The organism is Mycobacterium sp. NPDC050041 (assembly GCF_049541695.1).
In the GTDB taxonomy this organism is placed as follows: domain Bacteria; phylum Actinomycetota; class Actinomycetes; order Mycobacteriales; family Mycobacteriaceae; genus Mycobacterium.
On sequence record NZ_JBMVDG010000003.1, the window covers coordinates 560,974 to 578,903 of the forward strand.

The window sequence follows — 17,930 nt, forward strand, 5'->3', positions numbered from 1 at the left end:
CATTGCTGGCATCACGGTATGCTAGCTGCGCAAACGGGGGCAGGAGGGACCATGGCGGAGCTGCGTGATCTTCTCGAGGTGTACGGGGCACTCGACGAGGCTGCGGCCTCGGATCCGGCCGCCAGAGCCGTTGTCGATCAGTTCCTGCCGGGGGCTTCGGCGAACACTGGTTGGTACGGCGAACTCGAACGCTTCTTCTTCAAGGACGATGCCCGGGATACGCCAGACCTCGGGGCGGCCTGCGAACGAATCGCGAATGACACTCGCAGAGCCGAGAACGCACCCACGGAGGAGGCCGGACTCGACGAGCAGGACAGAACGCGGCCGCTGACGGCTCCCCAGAAGTCTCGACTCCTCTATGGCCTGAGCGTCGCTGCGCGCGTCAGACAGGCCGCGCCGGCTTCGGCTCTGGCAGCCACTTCGGAGGACGACTTCGAAGAGGCAATGGTGAACGGTCTGGCAGCGTGTGGGCCGAAGCGGATCTCGATGGCAGACCGGACGACGGCGGCCACCGAGAACGTGTCCGACTATCTCTCCGCGATGCGGCTCGAGCTGACCGGACCCGATCAGTTCTATGGCCTACGCCGCGCCTTGGCGACGGAGGGTATCCCCGCCGGCGGACGGCTCGCAGAGGTCGAACTGGTCGACCCGGAAACCGTGTCGATACCTCTATGCGGCGCGGCAACCCGTGTCGTCGACGGCATCCGCTGCGTGGTCGTCGACACCACGATGTCCGACCCGATTGTCACGCTCGCGAACCTGAAGAGAGTCGTCAACCCCTTCAACTGGGACAAGAACTACCGCGATTTCTTCATCAGGATGGACGAGTACGAACCCAAGTTCCGTGATGACAACTGGAGACGTGTTCGCGAGAGGGTGGGATTCCGGGGATTCGAGGACACCCACATCGTCACGGGTCTCAAGTATTTCGCCACGGAGGCACCCGGGGAAGCGCGCATCGACTACGACCTCGACGATCCCACACCGGCACCGGGTTGCGACGGCAAGGTGCTCGTCGATAAGGGCTACATCAACATGCGGGCCGACAACGACGGTCGCGACGAGAATCATCCGGGCGTTCGCGTGCGGACCCGCAAGGTCGTACACATCCAGGGCTTGTCCCCGTATGCGCAGAAGCGTCTGGTCTGCCTGACCGGATACGGCACCGCGTCCAACGAATTCCTCCTGAATCCGGCCAGAGATCCTGATGCGATCCACGGCAGGCAGGAGTTCACCTTCTATGACAGGGACGACGCGGCGGAGCCGCCGGAAACCTCATCCGGCGGAGCGGATCAACCGGATACGCACGTGGTCGCGACCGCCGTCGGGCTATGGGCCGACGCCGTTCAGGATCTCACCAGCGACTACTTCGACCTCGCCGAGAAATGGCTGGGCGGACGACTGAGCCTCGGCGATGTCACGAACTACAGTCAGCACGTCACCGGCCGCATCATCAGCGCACCGCTGGAGTTCCTCGAAAAGGTGAACCAACCGCGGCATCCTCAAGGCGGACCGGGCGGAACACGAGGCGGTCGACCATGAGTACTCCCGAAAGTGCGGTGCAGCAAGTCGCGCAGATGTCGCGCTTCTGGGTGAACGAGTTCAACCGGGTCGCAGTGAACGCATCCGACTACGACAAGGCCGGCAAGTGGGGGCTGGACGGTTGGATCCGGGTCTTCCACGAACTCATCGATCTCCAGATCCGGACATTCGCCGGCGTGCTGCAGGGCGGTATCGCCGGACCATGGTGGCTGGAGTTACCCGAGAACCTGGCCCCGGTCGATCCGGTCGAGGTGCCCACTGCACGGCCCTATCCGCGGACGATCAGCGTTTCGCCGTTCGCCCGTGTCGGCCGACCCGACATCACGATTCCGCCCGCCAGCCTGAAGTTCGTGAACGTGCTGCCACCGAACGCCAAGCTCTTCGAGATCAACCTTCGTGACGACCGATTCATCGGTTCGAATTACGTGGGGAAGGTAACACTGAAGAACGCCTCGAACGGCGCGCACGACAGCACGTTCGAGGTCACCGTAGGACTGTGAGCGAGGTTCCGGAAAAGCCGTCGATCGACGAACTCCTCGACCGGGCAGTGCAGGCCGTCAACCGCGGTGACCGCGCGACGGCCGACGCACTCGCCGGTCAGGTGCTCGCCGTCGACCATGACAACGCCGACGCCGAGGAACTGCTCGCCGCCCCAGTCGACAGTGGTGACCTGCGCCGGCTCACCATGATGTTCGCCGATCTGGTGGACTCCACGGCGTTGTCGACGCGGGTGGAACCCGAGATCTACCGCACGGTCGTGGGACGATACCGCGACGAGGTGATCAAGATCGTCAACCGCTACGAGGGCCACATCGGCTCCACCAAGGGTGACGGGCTGTTCGCGGTGTTCGGCCATCCCCGGGCGCACGAGAACGACGCCCACCGCGCCGTCCAGGCCGGCCTGGACATCACCCGCGAGATCGCCTCGCTCAGTGCGCGAGTGCGACGCCGGTTCGGCTTCGACATCGACGTCCGGGTCGGCATCCACCGCGGCCTGGTGTACCTCGACGTCGCGCAGGACGACGTGTACGGCCTGGGCGCCAATCTCGCCGCGCGGCTCTGCAGTCTGGCCGAACCCGGCACCACCGCGGTGTCTGCGGCGATCGAGCGGGTGGTTCGCGACTCCTTCGAATTGGAGGAACGTCCGCCCCGTGCGGTCAAGGGCGTCGACGAGTTGATCGTGCACCACCGCGTCGTCGCCGAGCGCGACGTCGCCCGTGTGCCCCGCGGGCCGCTGATCGGACGCGAGCGTGAACTGGCGTTCCTGCAAGAGAACTGGCGCAAGGCAGTGGAGGGCACGCTCGACACCGCGGGCGTGGTGTTCTGGGGTGAGGGTGGCATCGGCAAGAGCCGGTTGGCGCGTGCGGCCGTCGACCTCGCCGAAGAATCCGACGCTGTGGTCCTCAGCCTCTACGGTTCGCCGTTCCACACCGACGTCGGCCTTCGGCCGGTGCGCAGGCTCCTGGAGCGCCGGTGCGGTATCCGGCGTGGCTCCGATCCGGCGGACAGCCTGCGCAAGCTCCGCGCCGAGATCGAGCTGCACGGAATGGATGTGGATGTCGCCGTGCCGCTGCTGGCGCCGGTGCTCGGCATCAGGCCCGACGCCGGGTATCAGCCGGCGGTTGCCAACGCCGGCCGGCTCTACGACCAGATCGCCACTGCCGTCAAGGATTACCTGCTGGCCAGCGTCGGAAGCGGACCCGGCCTGATCGTCGCCGAGGACATCCACTGGTTCGACGAGGACACCGTCGAGATCGTGCAGTCACTGCTGCGCGAGCGGCCCGGCCGGCTGTTCGTGGTCGTCACCGGCCGCAAGGTGCCGCCGCTGGGGAACGAGACTCAGTTCGAGCTGAAACCATTGAGCGGCAACGATTCCGATTCCCTGATCCGCACCCTGCATCCGGAGATGACCGACGACGCCAGGCGTGCGGTGCAGGATCGTTGCGACGGCATCCCGCTCTACATCGAGGAGGTGGTGACCAAGGTCCTCGAGCGACAGGCTGATCGCGGCGGCCCCGCCGAGGTGCCCGACACCCTCTACGAGACCCTGATCGCCCGCCTCGGGTCCGGCAGGACGTCGCTGCTGGTCGTCGAGACCGCCGCGCTGATCGGCAGCGTCATCGACAAGCGGCTCCTCCGCTCGGTGGTCGACCTGGCCGCCGACGAAGTGGACGCCGTGCTGGACGAACTGACCCGGTCCCGGGTGCTGCGACAGGACGGCGAGGACAGCTGGCGCTTTCACCACGAACTGCTTCGCGAGGTCGCCGCCGAACTCTCACCACCGACCCAGCGGCGCAGGCTGCACAGCCGCATCGCCGATGCGCTGTGGGCCTCCGCCGACGGCAATCCCGAGTGGAAACTCGTGGCGTTGCACTATCAGAACGCCGAACGCTTCGACGAGGCCGCCACGGCGTTCCAGGAGGCCGCAACCAACGCCCGCCGGCGCGGTGCGCTCACCGAGGCGCGCGCACACCTGGCCCGCGCACTGGAGAACGTCGAACGGATCGCGCCGGGGCAGGCCCGCGATCGCCACGAGGTCGCCATCCGGCTCGAGCGCGGCTGGCTCACCTCGACGGCCGAGGGGCACTCCAGTCCAGAGGCGCTCGCCGAGTTCGAGCGCTGTCTCGAGCTGATCGGGGGCGTGGCGGGCAACGAGCTCTACGCCACCCTGAGCGGCATCTGGACCAACTACGCCACCCGCGGCGATCTGCGCCGAGCCACCCAACTGGTCGAGGCGCTGCGCGGCCTCGATGACATGCCCGAGTGGTACCGGGTGGCCACCGATGTGGTGCTGGGCGTGCTGACGGTGTTCCGCGGCGAGTTGCAGACCGCCCGGCCGATACTCGAGGGCGCCGCCGCCGTGGTCGACCGCATCGGCTCGCCGCAGATCGAAGGCGCCTGGTACAGCCCGAACGATCCGCTGTCCGGCGCGCACACCTTCACCGGGTTCATCCGCATCCTCCAGGGCGATCTGACCGGTGCCGAATCAGCGTTCGTTCAGGTCGAGAGCCGTTGCGCGCAGCTGCGTTTCCCACACGGTCCCTACACCCTGTGCTACGCCAGGTCGGTGGAACTGTTCGCCCATTTCCAGTCCGGCCGGCTCGAACGGGCCGCGGCGCTCATCGAGGTGGTGGCCGAGAGCGCCGCCCGCAACGGGTTCGACGAGTGGTCGATGATCGCCGAGTGCAACCGCAGCACGCTGAGCGCCACGATCGCGCTGATCCGCGGCGAGCAGGACCCGGAGGTGATGAACGGCCACATCGCGGCGCTCACCGGCATCGTCGACCTGTGGCGCGCCCTCGACAACAAGACCTTTCTGGCCTGCTACGACGGCACGCTGGCGCAACTGCTGATGGCGACGGGACGGCTCGACGAGGGCAGGCAGCGCGTCGATCTCGCACTGCGGATGTCCGAGGACACCGGCATGCACTTCTACGACGCCGAGCTGCTGCGCATCCGCGCACACACGCACACCGACATCGATGCCCGCCACACCGGACTGCGCGCGGCCATCGACCTGGCCCGCACCCAGGGCACCACGAATTTCGAGATCCGCGCTGCGGCAGACGACTTCGAGCTGATGGGTGAGCAGTCCCGGCCCGCGCTGGTCGAGGCGCTGGGCCGGCTGCCTGCAGACGAGAAGTGGCCGTACCTGGCTCGTGCCCGAGCACTGCTGGGGTGAGGCGCTCTCCGGGACGCGTCGCCATCCTCGGCGGCGGCATGGCTGGCCTGAGTGCGGCCTGGCGGTTGAGCGAACCCGGTTGGCGGGACCGGTTCGAATCCATCACCGTCTACCAGCGCGGCTGGCGGCTGGGCGGCAAGGCCGCATCCAGCCGCGGGCCGCACGGCCGCATCGAGGAGCACGGCCTGCACGTGTGGCTGGGTTCCTACGAGAACGCGTTCGCGCTGCTGCGCGAGTGCTACACCGAACTCGACAGGGTAGCCACCGATCCCGCTGCGCCCATTCACGATTGGGATCAGGCACTGATACCGGCGGACAGCCTCGCCATGGCCGACCGGTGGGGCGACGGCTGGCTGGTGTGGCCGGGACGGTTCAGCAACAACGACGAGCTGCCGGGAGATCCCGACGCCGACGGCCGCGAACTGACGGTGGTGTCGTTCGTCCAGCGCGCCTCGGAACTGCTGCTCGACTTCACCGACTCGCTCGGCGCGTCGACCGGCCTGACGTTGACCCCCTCGGCCGATCCCGCCGCCGACCGCTCCCTGGAACTGGTGCAACGGGCGGTGCGCACCACGCTGGCCACACTGTCCGAAACCGGTGCGGCGCAACTCGTCCGCGACGGTGTGCTGCTGCGTGCGGTGAACGCGGCCCGCCGGGTGCTGGACTGCGAGAACCGGCCCGACCACAAGCGGTTCTGGCTGCTGCTGTCGCTGCTCATCGCGACCATCCGCGGGATCACCGTCGACAACCTGATCACCGACCCCCGCGGTTTCCGCGCCATCAACGACGAGGAGTACGGGGCGTGGCTGGTTCGCCACGGCGCGCATCCCGACGTGCTCGAGTTCTCCCTCGTGCGGGGGATGTACGACATGGTGTTCGGCTACGAGGACGGCGATTACGAACGGCCGTCCTTCGCCGCCGGCCTTGCGGTGATGCTGACCGGGATCGCGCTCTTCCAGTACAAGGGGGCGTTCTTCTGGAAGATGACCGCAGGGATGGGCGATGTGGTGATCGCCCCGCTGTATCAGACACTGCGCCGTCGGGGCGTGCGCTTCGAGTTCTTCCACCGGCTTGACGCACTGCACCTCGACGCCGGCCGGCACGTCGTCGACGCCGTCACGATGGGCAGGCAGGTCCGCCTCGCCGAGGGGGTCGACGAGTACGCACCGCTGATCGAGGTCAAGGGCCTGCCGGTGTTCCCCGCCGCGCCGCTGGCCGACCAGATCGACGGCGGGGCGGCCGACGACCTCGAAACCCACTTCGGCGAACGACACGACGTCGAGACCAGAGTGCTGCGCCGCGGTGTGGACTTCGACCACATCGTGCTGGCCACCTCGCTGGGCATGCTCGAGTTCGTCGCTGGCGAGCTCATCGCCGACCGCCCCGAATGGCGGGACATGACAACCCATCTGCGCACCGTGGCCACCCAGGCGTTTCAGCTCTGGCTGCGGCCCGAGGAGTCGATGCTGGGTTGGCACCGACCGGGAGTGACCACCAGCGGTTACGTCGCACCGTTCGACACCTGGGCGTCGATGCCGCAGACACTGTGGGCCGAGGACTGGCCGGGCGACGACGAACCGCGCACGGTCGCCTACTTCTGTGGCGCCTTCGACGCCGAGTGGCCGCCCGGGGACGACCATGCCGCGTACGTCGACCGGTGCCGCCTGCGTGTACTCGACTATGCGACAACATATCTCGATCGCCACGTCGGCCTCTACCTGCCGGGCAGCGTCACCGCCGACGGCTTCGCATGGCATCTGCTCAGCGGTGCGAACGGCCACCGGGGCGCCGCCGCCCTGGACACCCAGCACGTCAGCGTGAACGTCGACCCGTCCGACCGGTACGTGCAGTCGGTGCCGGGGTCGGACAAATACCGGCTGCGGCCCGATGAAAGCGGCTACGACAACCTGGTTCTGGCCGGCGACTGGACCGACTGCGGCATCAATGCCGGCTGCATCGAGGCGGCGGTGATGTCGGGCCTGCAGGCGGCCAACGCCTTACTGGGCCGCGGACGCAGGCACCGCGTCCGGGGGTTCTACCTGCCGTGACGCCGCGGCGCGGAACTCAATCCAGCGCTGTGGTCTCGAATGTCACGCCGGCGGCAGGCAACCGGTCCAGCAGCACGTCGCCGATGGCGGTGGCCGGCGTCAGCACCCCGTGGCGGTCGAGCAGCCGGTCGCGGTCGACGGCGAGTGCGAGCGCGCTCTCGCCGAGCAGCACCGAAGTCGCCGAATAGCCGGGATCGCCCTGCTGGGCCATCGTCGTCACGTACCGCCGGCCGGTGGTCGTGGTGGTGTACGTCTCGACGCGGTAGTACCCGCGCGCACCTTCGTCGTGCCCGGTGCCGGGTGCGGGGAGAAGCTTTTCGACCAGGCCGGGTGGCGCCATCCGCAGGAGGTGCCCCCCGAAGCGGGACGCGCCGGTGATGCCCATGTTGAACATGGCCGCGATGAACGGCGAGGCCGGTGAGGAACCCATGGTCAGGGTCTCGCGGTAGCGGAACCCGCGGCCGTAGGGCCAGCCGAGGAGCGCGTTGCTGCGCCGCACGCAGCGGGTGTTGTACAGCGCCATGACATAGCCACCCGCCCACAGCCCGGCGAGTTCGGGCGCCACCTCGGCACCGGGGCACAGCGGCAGGTCCGGCTGGGCGCCGAGTTCCGGCTCTGCGGATCGGTCGGGACTCAGGCTGTAGGGGTCGTCGAGCATCGTCTGCACCGCGGGATCGTCGGTGGCGATCCGCATCAGGTCGAGCATGGTGGAGATCGACCCGCTCGCATATCCGCCGGAGTACGCGCGCAGCACCAGCGTCGTGTCGCCGAGTTCGCCCACGGCGTCCTCGGTGACGCGGCGATGCAAGCCGTAGACCGTCAGATCCGAAGGGATGGAATCGAATCCGCACGAGTGCACGATGCGTGCCCCGGTGTCGCGGGCCTGCTGGTGATAACGGTCGGCGCAGGCCCGCACGAACGGAACCTCACCGGTCAGGTCGGCGTAGTCGGTGCCGGTGGCCGCGCACGCGGCGACCACCGGCAGTCCGTGCCTGGTGTACGGCCCGATCGTGCTGACGACGACGCGGGTGCGCGCGGACATCTCCTGCAGCGCCACCGGATCCGACAGCTCGGCAACGAGCAGCGGCCAGTGGCCGGCGCGCTCGCCGAGGCCGTCCCGTACCGCGCGCAACCGCTCGGGCGACCGGCCCGCCAGGGCGATGCGAACCCCCGGCGCGACCCTGGCGAGGTACCGGGCGGTGAGCTTGCCGACGAAACCGGTGGCGCCGTAGAGGACGATGTCGAGGTCGCGCTGCGCAGCGCCCATGACTGCTGACGCTACCGGCGTCACGAGTCCTTTGCGCGCCGTTCGCGATACGCGGCCACGTGCTGACGGTTGCCGCAGTTGCCGGTGTCGCAGAACATCCGGGACCGGTTGCGCGACAGATCCACCAGCACGGCTTCGCAGTCGGGTGCCGCGCACACCTTGAGCCGTCGCAGCTCGCCCCCGCGGATCAGGTCCGCGAGTGCCATCGCCATCTCCGCGCCCATCCGCTGCCACAGCGGGTCGTGCACCGATGCCAGGTGCAGATGCCACTCCGGCATCTCGGGGTGACGGGTGAGCCACGGCGCCGCCCGGGTGTCGCTGAGAAGCGCGTTGACGAGACCGACCGTGCGCTCCTCGTCGTCCGCGGCTCCCCAGACCACACCGAGCCGCTCCCGCAGCCGATGCACGTCGGCCAGCTCGGCGGCGTCACGGTCGCGGCGGCCCGTCCAGCCGAAGCCGTCGAGGTACTCGTCGAGCGAAGCCATGTCGGCGAGCTGTTCACCGTCGACGCGGTCGGTGTTGATCAGCACACACGCCGCGCGCAGGGTGAGTTCCGTGTCATGAGTGAAAATCATTTGACTCATGACTCCCTCCACCGTTAACGTCATGACCAAAGCTCATTTTACTCCTTACATGAAGTGGAGGTCGCCCGATGGCGTCCACGATGCACCCGGCACCGGCCGTCAGCGAGTTCCGGCTCGGCCTGATGTTCGCCGTCGGGTCCGCCCTCGCGTTCGGCATGTCGGGCCCCCTCGGCAAGTCACTCATGGTTGCGGGCTGGAGCCCCACCGCTGCGGTCACCGCCAGGCTCGCCGGCGGCGCCCTGCTGATGGCGCTGTTCGCCACCGCCGTACGACCGGGCTGGTTTCGCGAGGCACTGACCCATCGCAGCACCGTCATCGCCTACGGCCTGGTGCCGATCGCCGGCGCGCAGCTGTTCTACTACAACGCCGTCGCCCACCTGTCGGTCGGCGTGGCGCTGCTGCTCGAGTACACCGCACCGGTCCTGGTGGTGGCCTGGCTATGGGTCACCACCAAGCGTCGGCCCAGCACGCTCACCCTCGCGGGCGCTGCCACTGCCGTCGGCGGCATCATGCTGGTGCTCGGCGTGGTCGGCGCAGGCGGACTGGCCGCCGCGCACATCAACATCGTCGGCGTCGGCTGGGGTCTGGCCGCGGCGGTCTGCGCGGCCTGCTACTTCCTGATGTCCGACAAGGTCGGCGGGCAACGGGCCGACGGCTCGGCCGGCCTGCATCCGATCACCCTTGCCGCCGGTGGGCTGGCAGTCGGCGCCGCCACCACCGCCCTGCTCGGCGTGACCGGTGTGATGCCGATGACGTTCACCGCACGCGACGCCGTCATCGCGGGATGGACCACGTCGTGGGTGATACCGGTGCTCGCCCTCGGCCTCATCCCCACCGCCGTGGCCTATTCGCTGGGCATCGTCGGCATCTCACGCCTGCGCCCGCGGTTCGCTTCTCTGGTCGGCCTGTCCGAGGTGATGTTCGCCGTGCTCGCCGCATGGCTGCTGCTCGGCGAGGCCATCACCGGAGTCCAGGCTCTCGGCGGCGCGGTGGTGCTGGTCGGCCTGGCCGTGGCCCGACTCGGCGACCGGAGCGACACTGCCGCGACGCAATCCGCGGAATGGCCGGACACATTGGGCGAGCTTCCTCACACGCAGTCCGTTGGCCGCGACTGACCGACGTGTGTGAGTATGAGCCGGTGACGTTGCTTAGCTCCGCTTCCCGTTTCGGCGCCGCCGCGGCGGCCGCGCTGTCGGCGGCCGCCCTCACCCTGGCAGGGCCCGCGCCGGTGGCCGCCGCCCAGGGTTGCTCCGATGTCGAGTTGATCTTCGCCCGCGGCACCAGCGAGCCGGGCGGCATCGGCCGGGTCGGCCAGGCACTCGCCGATCAGCTGCGGCCGCTGCTCGGTGGGCGCACGCTGAGCACCTACGGCGTGAACTATCCGGCCACCTACGACTTCCTGACCGCCGCCGAAGGTGCCAACGACGTCACCGCGCGCATCGCCTCGGTGTCGGCGCAGTGCCCCTCGACGCGATTCGTGCTCGGCGGCTACTCACAGGGCGCCGCAGTGATGGACATGCTGGCCGGCGTGCCGCCGCTGGGCAACAAGGTCGGCGACATCGGCTCGGCGCCGCCGCTGCCGGGCAATTACAACAGCAAGGTCGCCGCGGTCGCGGTCTTCGGCAACCCCTCGACGAAATTCGGCATCCCGCTCTCGGCGCGCGGCCTGTTCGCCGGCAAGAGCATCGACGCGTGCAGCGACGGAGACCCGATCTGCTCGGATGGCCGCAACCCGTTCGCCCACACCCACTACGAGTCCTCGCCCTTCGTCACCCAGGCCGCCACGTACGCGGCGGGACTGATTTAGCAACGTCGCGCGTTACACTTCGGCGTGAGCTTCGATCTTGTTCGACGCCGGGTCCTGCACCGGGCCATCGTCGTCACCGCCGCCGTCCTCTCGGCCATGGCCGCCGTCGTGGTGAGCGGACCGGCCATCGCGACGGCGCAGGACTGTCCCGACGTCGAGGTGGTGTTCGCCCGCGGCACGGACGAGGCGGCGGGGCTGGGCCGGATCGGCAACGCGTTCGTCGAGTCCCTGCGCGGCCGGGTCGGTGACCGGTCCGTCGGCGCCTACTCGGTGAACTACCCCGCGAGCTATGACTTCCTGGCTGCGGCCGCAGGCGCCAACGACGCCAGCGGCCACATCCAGTGGATGGTCGCCAACTGCCCGAACACTCGTCTGGTGCTCGGCGGTTACTCCCAGGGCGCCGCCGTCATCGACGTCATCGCCGCAGTTCCGGTGCCCGCCATCGGCTTCAATTCCCCGCTTCCGGCCAACGTGCCGGATCACGTTGCGGCCGTTGCGGTGTTCGGCAATCCGACGGCGAAACTGGGTCTCCCGCTCACCCGCAGCCCGGTTTACGGCGCCCGGGCGATCGACCTGTGCAACCCCGGCGACCCCATCTGCACCGACGGCGACAGCGTTGCCGCGCACCGCGACTACGCGGGTGCGGCGGCCGATCAGGCGGCCCGCTTTGCCGCCGGACTTCTCTAGCTTCGCCTCGCCGTCAATTTCTTTGGCTACTATCGGCTGGGTGAATGCTGTGAGCACCTTTGCCCGCCGGTGCGGCCTGGCCGCCTCCGCTGTCCTCGTCGCCGCCGGTCTGCTGGTCACGCCTGCCGCCGTCCCCGTCGATGGCGTCGCCCCCACCGCGTCGGCACAGGCCTGTCCGCAGGTCGAGGTGATCTTCGCCCGCGGACGGATCGAGTCGCCTGGAGCGGGGCTCATCGGCAACAATTTCGTCAGCGCCCTGCGCAACAAGTCTGACAGGGACATCGACCTCTACGCGGTGAACTACCCCGCCGACAGCGAGATCGACATCGGCGCCAACGACATGAGTTCCCGCATCCAGGACATGGCCGGCCGGTGCCCCGACACCCGGCTGGTACTCGGCGGCTACTCGTTGGGCGCCGCGGTCACCGACGTGGTGCTGGCCGCACCGATCGCGGCCTTCGGGTTCAAGAAGCCACTGCCCCCGGGCATGGACCAGAAGATCGCGGCCGTCGCGCTCTTCGGTAACGGCAGCGCCTGGGCAGGCCCGATCGGCGTGCTCAGCCCGCTCTACCGCGAGCGCACCATCGAGTTGTGCCACGGCGTCGACCCCATCTGCAACCCGGCCGATCCGAACACCTGGGAGAAGAACTGGGGTGACCACGCGGCCAAGGCCTACATCAACGCCGGGATGGTCAACCAGGCCGCCGACTTCGTCGCAGGCCGCATCTGACGTCAGTCGATCACGCGCAGCTCGCGGGTGACCGTGGTGCGGGCCGCCAGCTGGTCGTCGGGCGGATAATCCACACCGACCAGCGTGAGACCGTGCGGCGGCGCGGCGGCGAAGTCGCTCGACCGCCGGGAAGCCGTGAGCAGGCCCGCGCACCAACCGGGATCGCGGCGGCCCTCGCCGACCGCGAGCAGCGCGCCGACCAATGAGCGCACCATCGACCAGCAGAACGCGTCGGCGGTGACGTGGGCGGTGATCAGGTCACCGTCGCGAATCCAATCCAGCCGCTGCAGGTCGCGGATCGTGGTGGCGCCCTCGCGGTGCCGGCAGAACGCGGCGAAGTCGTGCAGGCCGATCAACGGCCGGGAGGCCACCGACATCGCGTCGACGTCCAGCGCGCGCGGCCAGGCCGTCACGAACCGGGACAGCTGCGGCATCACCCCGTACCGGGCGGTCGACAGCCGGTAGGTGTAGTGCCGGCGCAGCGCCGAGAACCGGGCATCGAAACCATCTGCGGCGCGGGCGATCTCGAGCACCCGGACGTCGTCGGGCAGGAACCGGCCCAACCGGCGCACCAGCGGGCCGAACTCGGTCTCCCCCGGCGGGCTGCGACGCGGGTAGGCGTGCGACAGCGCCGCGGCGGGCACGTCGACGTGGCCGACCTGACCGGTGGCGTGCACTCCGGTGTCGGTGCGGCCGGCGGCTCGCATCACCACCGGCGTGCGGAACACCGTGGACAGCGCCTCGTCCAGCACACCGGCGACCGTGCGCTGACCGACCTGCGCCGCCCAGCCCGCGAACGCGGTCCCGTCGTAGGCGATGTCGAGCCGAAGACGAACATGCCCGCCACCGGAGTCGATGGCGGGCATGTTCACAGCGTGTCTACTTGGCGTCGTCAGCCTTGCCGGCCTCGTCGGTCGCAGGCTCCTCGGCCGAGGCCTCGTCGGCGGTCGGATCGTCGGTCTCCGTGGACCGGGATGCCTCGGCGGCGGTGGTGTCCTCCGCCTCGGGCAGCTCGGCCACCGCGTCCGCGGTGTCGGGTGCCTCCGGGGTCGCGGCGTCATCGGCCGTCGGGCCCTCGGTGGCCTCCGGCTCGACCGCGGCCTGCGGTGCTGCCGCCGCGGCCACCGGAGCGGCCTTGGAGCCGGCCGACCGGCGCGCCCGGTTGGCCTCGGAGGTGACCGTGGTCTCCCGCACCAGCTCGATGACGGCCATCGGGGCGTTGTCGCCCTTGCGTGCCTCCACCTTGATGATCCGGGTGTAGCCACCGCTGCGATCGGCGAAGAACGGGCCGATCTCGGCGAACAGCGAGTGCACCACGTCCTTGTCGCGGATCTTCTTCATCACCTCACGCCGGTTGTGCAGCGTGCCCTTCTTGGCGTGGGTGATCAGCTTCTCCGCGTAGGGCCGCAACGCCCGCGCCTTCGGCTCGGTGGTCTTGATCCGGCCGTGCTCGAAAAGCGCGGTGGCCAGGTTGGCCAGCAGCGCCTTCTGGTGCGACGACGACCCGCCGAGGCGAGCACCCTTCGTGGGCTTGGGCATGGCGACTATCTCCTAAATGGGGCCGGTCCCCGTATCAGGTAGGACCGGGACGAATTGACTTAGAGCTGTTCGGTTTCGGCGAAGTCCTGATCGGCGTCCAGGTCGTAGCCCGCGTCGCTGTTCCAGGTGCCGGTGGCGGCGTCGTAACCGGCGACCTCCGACGGATCGAACGTGGCGGGGCTGTCCTTGAGCGAGAGACCCAGCTGGTGCAGCTTGATCTTCACCTCGTCGATGGACTTCTGGCCGAAGTTACGGATGTCCAGCAGATCGGACTCCGTGCGGGCGACGAGCTCGCCCACCGTGTGCACACCCTCGCGCTTGAGGCAGTTGTAGGACCGCACCGTCAGGTCGAGGTCGTCGATCGGCAGCGCGAAGCTGGCGATGTGATCGGCCTCGGCCGGCGACGGCCCGATCTCGATGCCCTCGGCCTCGACGTTGAGTTCCCGTGCCAGACCGAACAACTCGACCAGCGTCTTACCGGCCGACGCCAGTGCGTCGCGCGGCGTGATCGAGTTCTTGGACTCGACGTCGAGGATCAGCTTGTCGAAGTCGGTGCGCTGCTCGACACGGGTGGCCTCCACCTTGTAGGTCACCTTGAGCACCGGCGAGTAGATCGAGTCGACCGGGATGCGGCCGATCTCGGCGCCCGACGCCTTGTTCTGCACGGCGGGGACGTAGCCGCGGCCACGCTCGACGACGAGCTCGACCTCGAGCTTGCCCTTGTCGTTCAGGGTGGCGATGTGCATCTCGGGGTTGTGCACCGTCACACCGGCGGGCGGCACGATGTCACCCGCGGTGACCTCGCCCGGACCCTGCTTGCGCAGGTACATGGTCACCGGCTCGTCCTCCTCGGACGACACGACCAGGCCCTTGAGGTTCAGGATGATGTCGGTGACGTCTTCCTTGACACCCGGCACGGTGGTGAACTCGTGCAGCACACCGTCGATGCGGATGCTGGTGACCGCGGCGCCCGGGATGGACGACAGCAGCGTGCGCCGCAGCGAGTTGCCCAGCGTGTAGCCGAAGCCCGGCTCCAGCGGCTCGATGACGAACCGCGAACGGTTCTCGGCGACGGTCTCTTCGGACAGTGTGGGGCGCTGAGAAATCAGCATGTTCTTCTATCTCCTTCTCGGCATCCGCTATTTGATGCCGGTCAGTGAACTGCGACGCCCGGGATCGGGCGTGCAGAGGTGTTACTTCGAGTAGAACTCGACGATGAGCTGCTCGGCGAGCGGCACGTCGATCTGCGCCCGCTCGGGCAGCTGGTGCACCAGGATGCGCTGACGCTCGCCGACGACCTGCAGCCACGACGGGATCGGACGGTCACCCGCGGTCTCCCGCGCGATCACGAACGGATCGGTGTTCAGCGACTTGTCCTTGACGTCGATGATGTCGTACTGCGACACCCGGTAGCTCGGGATGTCGACCTTGACACCGTTGACGGTGAAGTGGCCGTGGCTGACGAGCTGACGCGCCATGCGGCGGGTCCGGGCGAGCCCGGCGCGGTACACGACGTTGTCGAGCCGGCTCTCCAGGATCTGGAGCAGGTTCTCGCCGGTCTTGCCCGCGACGCGGTTGGCCTCTTCGTAGTAGCGACGGAACTGCTTCTCCATCACGCCGTAGGTGAAGCGGGCCTTCTGCTTCTCCTGCAGCTGCTGGCGGTACTCGCTCTCCTTGATCCGCGCACGGCCGTGCTGGCCGGGCGGGTAGGGGCGCTTCTCGAAGGACTGATCTCCACCGACGAGGTCGACGCCGAGACGGCGGGACTTGCGGGTGGCGGGTCCGGTATAACGAGCCATTGGTCAGATCCCTTCTAGACCCGGCGCCGCTTGGGCGGACGGCAACCGTTGTGCGGCTGCGGCGTGACATCGGAAATGGCACCGACCTCGAGGCCGGCGGCCTGCAGGGATCGGATGGCGGTCTCGCGGCCCGAACCCGGACCCTTGACGAACACGTCGACCTTCTTCACACCGTGCTCCTGCGCCTTGCGGGCCGCGTTCTCGGCGGCCAGCTGAGCGGCGAACGGCGTCGACTTGCGCGACCCCTTGAAGCCGACGTGCCCCGACGACGCCCAGGCGATGACATTGCCCTGCGGATCGGTGATCGACACGATGGTGTTGTTGAACGTGCTCTTGATGTGCGCGGCGCCGTGCGGGACGTTCTTCTTTTCCCGGCGACGGGTCTTCTGGCCCTTCTTGGGGCCGGCCGCGGCCTTCTTTGCAGGTGGCATCGGGGGTTACCTGGCCTTCTTCTTGCCGGCGATGGTGCGCTTGGGGCCCTTGCGGGTACGCGCGTTGGTCTTGGTCCGCTGGCCGCGCACCGGCAGCCCGCGGCGGTGCCGCAGGCCCTGGTAGCAGCCGATCTCGATCTTGCGGCGGATGTCGGCCTGAACCTCGCGGCGCAGGTCACCCTCCACCTTGATGTTGGCTTCGATGTAGTCGCGCAGCTGGGTGACCTGATCGTCGGTCAGGTCCTTCGTGCGGTGGTCGCGGTCGATACCAGTGGCCGACAGGATCTCCTGCGACTTGGTACGGCCGATGCCGTAGATGTAAGTGAGTGCGATCTCCATGCGCTTGTCGCGTGGGAGATCGACGCCCATCAATCGGGCCATGGGTGTGCCATTCCTTTTCTTGGCGGAGGTCTTTTCCCAGCCCGTTCCCTGCTACTGCCGACGAATCGACGCTGTAGTTAGGGGTCCGGCCTCCGACCGGACGTGATCGAGCGGCGTATCCGCTCGGTGGTGCTGGGAGGTCAGCATTCAGTTGTGAGGTACTGCGGCGCAGCCGCCGGGGCGTGTCAGCCCTGGCGCTGCTTGTGTCGCGGATCGGAGCAGATCACCATGACCCGCCCATGCCGGCGGATCACCCTGCACTTATCGCAAATGGGCTTGACGCTCGGGTTCACCTTCACGGCTTATCGATCCTTCTTCTGTCTCGGGCTTACTTGTAGCGGTAAACGATGCGGCCCCGGGACAGGTCGTAGGGAGACAGCTCCACTACGACGCGGTCCTCGGGCAGGATGCGGATGTAGTGCTGCCGCATCTTGCCGCTGATGTGGGCGAGCACCTTGTGTCCGTTCTCCAGCTCAATGCGGAACATCGCATTGGGCAGGGGTTCGACCACGCGGCCCTCGACCTCTATGGCACCGTCTTTCTTGGCCATGAGTTCTCGGAAGTCCTCCGTGTCCTGTCTTGGTATTGGCGCCGTTCGGCGCAGCAATCGAATCGACTACAACGTGAGCCAGTAGTCGGATATTCCGGAACAGGGGCACGCAAGAGTCGGCGCGGCTGCCGCACCGTTGGTCAATACTACCCGCTCGGCCGCCCGCCCCAAAATCGTCCGACCAGCGCCGCAGCCGCGCCCCGTGCGGCCGCAGCCGTTCATCGGCCGGTGCGACGACCATGCGTGCGTCGTCGCGACGCGAGCCTACGTCGTTCGCCGGTAATTGGTGTGCCAGACGTCTCCGCGGTCACCGAGAATGGACGATGATCACCCTGTTCATGTATTCGTCCGCCCGGAGGATCCCGTGACCGCTGTGTACCTCGCGGCGTTCGTCGTCGGGGCTGTCGCGGTGCTGTCGGCGCTCTTGCTCGCCGAGGTGGGACACGGCGACGGGATGCCGTTCCTGAGCCTGACGGGGTTGTCGGCCGCAATTCTCGGGGCAGGCGCAGGCGGCCTGATCGGCACCTGGACCGGACTGCCCGCCGTCGGTTCCGCGGCAGCGGCCGGTGGCGCCGCCGTGGTCATGTACGGCCTGCTGCAGGGCGTGCTGCTGCCCTACCTCCGCCGGCAGGAGGCCAACTCGCACCGCGGCCGGTCCTCCTACGTCGGCCTGCTGGGCACCGTCACCCTCGAAGTGCCTGCCGAGGGCTGGGGCGAGGTGTCGTTCGTCGACGCCGACGGCAACCGGGTGCGTTCCCGGGCCCGCACCGAAGAGCCGACGGCGCTGCCCAAGTCCACCCAGGTCTACATCGCCGACGTCGACGCCGAGTACGTCCACGTCGTCGCCGTCCCGGATCTCGACCATCCGTCCGAAAGGTTCTGA

At 68.4% G+C, this 17,930-nt stretch carries 19 protein-coding genes; 9 read left to right on the forward strand and 10 right to left on the reverse strand.

Annotated features, from left to right (window positions below):
* Positions 1–51: 51 nt before the first annotated feature.
* The 4 genes from ACPCHZ_RS13100 to ACPCHZ_RS13115 are packed head-to-tail and all read left to right on the forward strand — an operon-like array spanning position 52 to position 7,272.
* Complete coding sequence (locus ACPCHZ_RS13100) at positions 52–1,542, forward strand: hypothetical protein (RefSeq protein ID WP_423485131.1); 1,491 nt, start codon at positions 52–54, stop codon at positions 1,540–1,542.
* Positions 1,539–2,042 (forward strand): hypothetical protein, encoded by a 504-nt coding sequence (locus ACPCHZ_RS13105; RefSeq protein WP_423485132.1) that lies wholly within the window; start codon positions 1,539–1,541, stop codon positions 2,040–2,042. The genes ACPCHZ_RS13100 and ACPCHZ_RS13105 overlap by 4 nt, the downstream gene beginning before the upstream one ends.
* Positions 2,039–5,224 carry an ATP-binding protein gene (locus tag ACPCHZ_RS13110; RefSeq protein WP_423485133.1) on the forward strand — a complete coding sequence of 1,062 codons (3,186 nt, stop codon included), beginning with the start codon at positions 2,039–2,041 and terminating at the stop codon, positions 5,222–5,224. Before ACPCHZ_RS13105 ends, ACPCHZ_RS13110 begins: the two co-directional genes overlap by 4 nt.
* A gap of 38 nt (positions 5,225–5,262) precedes the next feature.
* Positions 5,263–7,272, forward strand: a complete 2,010-nt coding sequence (locus ACPCHZ_RS13115; RefSeq protein WP_423485134.1) for an FAD-dependent oxidoreductase — start codon at positions 5,263–5,265, stop codon at positions 7,270–7,272.
* A 16-nt stretch (positions 7,273–7,288) separates the two neighbouring features.
* On the opposite strand, the gene ACPCHZ_RS13120 is transcribed toward ACPCHZ_RS13115, so the two are convergent.
* Positions 7,289–8,539 (reverse strand): saccharopine dehydrogenase family protein, encoded by a 1,251-nt coding sequence (locus tag ACPCHZ_RS13120; protein WP_423485135.1) that lies wholly within the window; start codon positions 8,537–8,539, stop codon positions 7,289–7,291.
* A 20-nt stretch (positions 8,540–8,559) separates the two neighbouring features.
* Positions 8,560–9,114: a CGNR zinc finger domain-containing protein gene (locus ACPCHZ_RS13125; protein ID WP_423485378.1), complete on the reverse strand. Its 555-nt coding sequence runs from the start codon at positions 9,112–9,114 to the stop codon at positions 8,560–8,562.
* 77 nt (positions 9,115–9,191) lie between these two features.
* Here ACPCHZ_RS13125 and ACPCHZ_RS13130 point away from each other — a divergent pair, with 77 nt between their 5' ends.
* The 4 genes from ACPCHZ_RS13130 to ACPCHZ_RS13145 all read left to right on the forward strand — a co-directional run bounded on the left by ACPCHZ_RS13130 (position 9,192) and on the right by ACPCHZ_RS13145 (position 12,347).
* Complete coding sequence (locus tag ACPCHZ_RS13130; RefSeq protein ID WP_423485136.1) at positions 9,192–10,238, forward strand: EamA family transporter; 1,047 nt, start codon at positions 9,192–9,194, stop codon at positions 10,236–10,238.
* Between the two features lie 23 nt (positions 10,239–10,261).
* Positions 10,262–10,930 (forward strand): cutinase family protein, encoded by a 669-nt coding sequence (locus tag ACPCHZ_RS13135; protein WP_423485137.1) that lies wholly within the window; start codon positions 10,262–10,264, stop codon positions 10,928–10,930.
* A gap of 96 nt (positions 10,931–11,026) precedes the next feature.
* Positions 11,027–11,617, forward strand: coding sequence for a cutinase family protein (locus ACPCHZ_RS13140; RefSeq protein ID WP_423485379.1), 591 nt, complete (start codon positions 11,027–11,029; stop codon positions 11,615–11,617).
* A 49-nt stretch (positions 11,618–11,666) separates the two neighbouring features.
* On the forward strand, positions 11,667–12,347 hold the full coding sequence (locus ACPCHZ_RS13145; protein WP_423485138.1) for a cutinase family protein: 681 nt from the start codon (positions 11,667–11,669) through the stop codon (positions 12,345–12,347).
* 2 nt (positions 12,348–12,349) lie between these two features.
* Here the strand turns inward: ACPCHZ_RS13145 and truA are convergent, their stop codons facing one another.
* The 8 genes from truA to infA form a co-directional block, all read right to left on the reverse strand.
* Positions 12,350–13,213 (reverse strand): tRNA pseudouridine(38-40) synthase TruA, encoded by an 864-nt coding sequence (gene truA / locus ACPCHZ_RS13150; RefSeq protein WP_423485139.1) that lies wholly within the window; start codon positions 13,211–13,213, stop codon positions 12,350–12,352.
* Between the two features lie 13 nt (positions 13,214–13,226).
* Positions 13,227–13,886, reverse strand: a complete 660-nt coding sequence (gene rplQ, locus ACPCHZ_RS13155; RefSeq protein ID WP_423485140.1) for a 50S ribosomal protein L17 — start codon at positions 13,884–13,886, stop codon at positions 13,227–13,229.
* Positions 13,887–13,945: 59 nt separating this feature from the next.
* Complete coding sequence (locus ACPCHZ_RS13160) at positions 13,946–14,998, reverse strand: DNA-directed RNA polymerase subunit alpha (RefSeq protein ID WP_364972462.1); 1,053 nt, start codon at positions 14,996–14,998, stop codon at positions 13,946–13,948.
* 81 nt (positions 14,999–15,079) lie between these two features.
* A complete protein-coding gene (gene rpsD / locus ACPCHZ_RS13165; RefSeq protein WP_269893769.1) occupies positions 15,080–15,685 on the reverse strand; it encodes a 30S ribosomal protein S4 in 606 nt (201 codons plus the stop codon).
* A gap of 14 nt (positions 15,686–15,699) precedes the next feature.
* On the reverse strand, positions 15,700–16,116 hold the full coding sequence (gene rpsK / locus ACPCHZ_RS13170) for a 30S ribosomal protein S11 (protein WP_264011143.1): 417 nt from the start codon (positions 16,114–16,116) through the stop codon (positions 15,700–15,702).
* 6 nt (positions 16,117–16,122) lie between these two features.
* Positions 16,123–16,497 carry a 30S ribosomal protein S13 gene (gene rpsM / locus ACPCHZ_RS13175; RefSeq protein ID WP_264011142.1) on the reverse strand — a complete coding sequence of 125 codons (375 nt, stop codon included), beginning with the start codon at positions 16,495–16,497 and terminating at the stop codon, positions 16,123–16,125.
* Positions 16,498–16,682: 185 nt separating this feature from the next.
* A complete protein-coding gene (gene rpmJ / locus ACPCHZ_RS13180; RefSeq protein WP_003879483.1) occupies positions 16,683–16,796 on the reverse strand; it encodes a 50S ribosomal protein L36 in 114 nt (37 codons plus the stop codon).
* Positions 16,797–16,825: 29 nt separating this feature from the next.
* Positions 16,826–17,047: a translation initiation factor IF-1 gene (gene infA, locus ACPCHZ_RS13185; protein WP_003418601.1), complete on the reverse strand. Its 222-nt coding sequence runs from the start codon at positions 17,045–17,047 to the stop codon at positions 16,826–16,828.
* Between the two features lie 316 nt (positions 17,048–17,363).
* Between infA and ACPCHZ_RS13190 the strand changes: the two genes are divergently transcribed.
* The gene (locus ACPCHZ_RS13190; RefSeq protein ID WP_423485141.1) at positions 17,364–17,930 is read left to right on the forward strand and encodes a hypothetical protein; all 567 of its coding nucleotides are present in this window, start codon (positions 17,364–17,366) and stop codon (positions 17,928–17,930) included.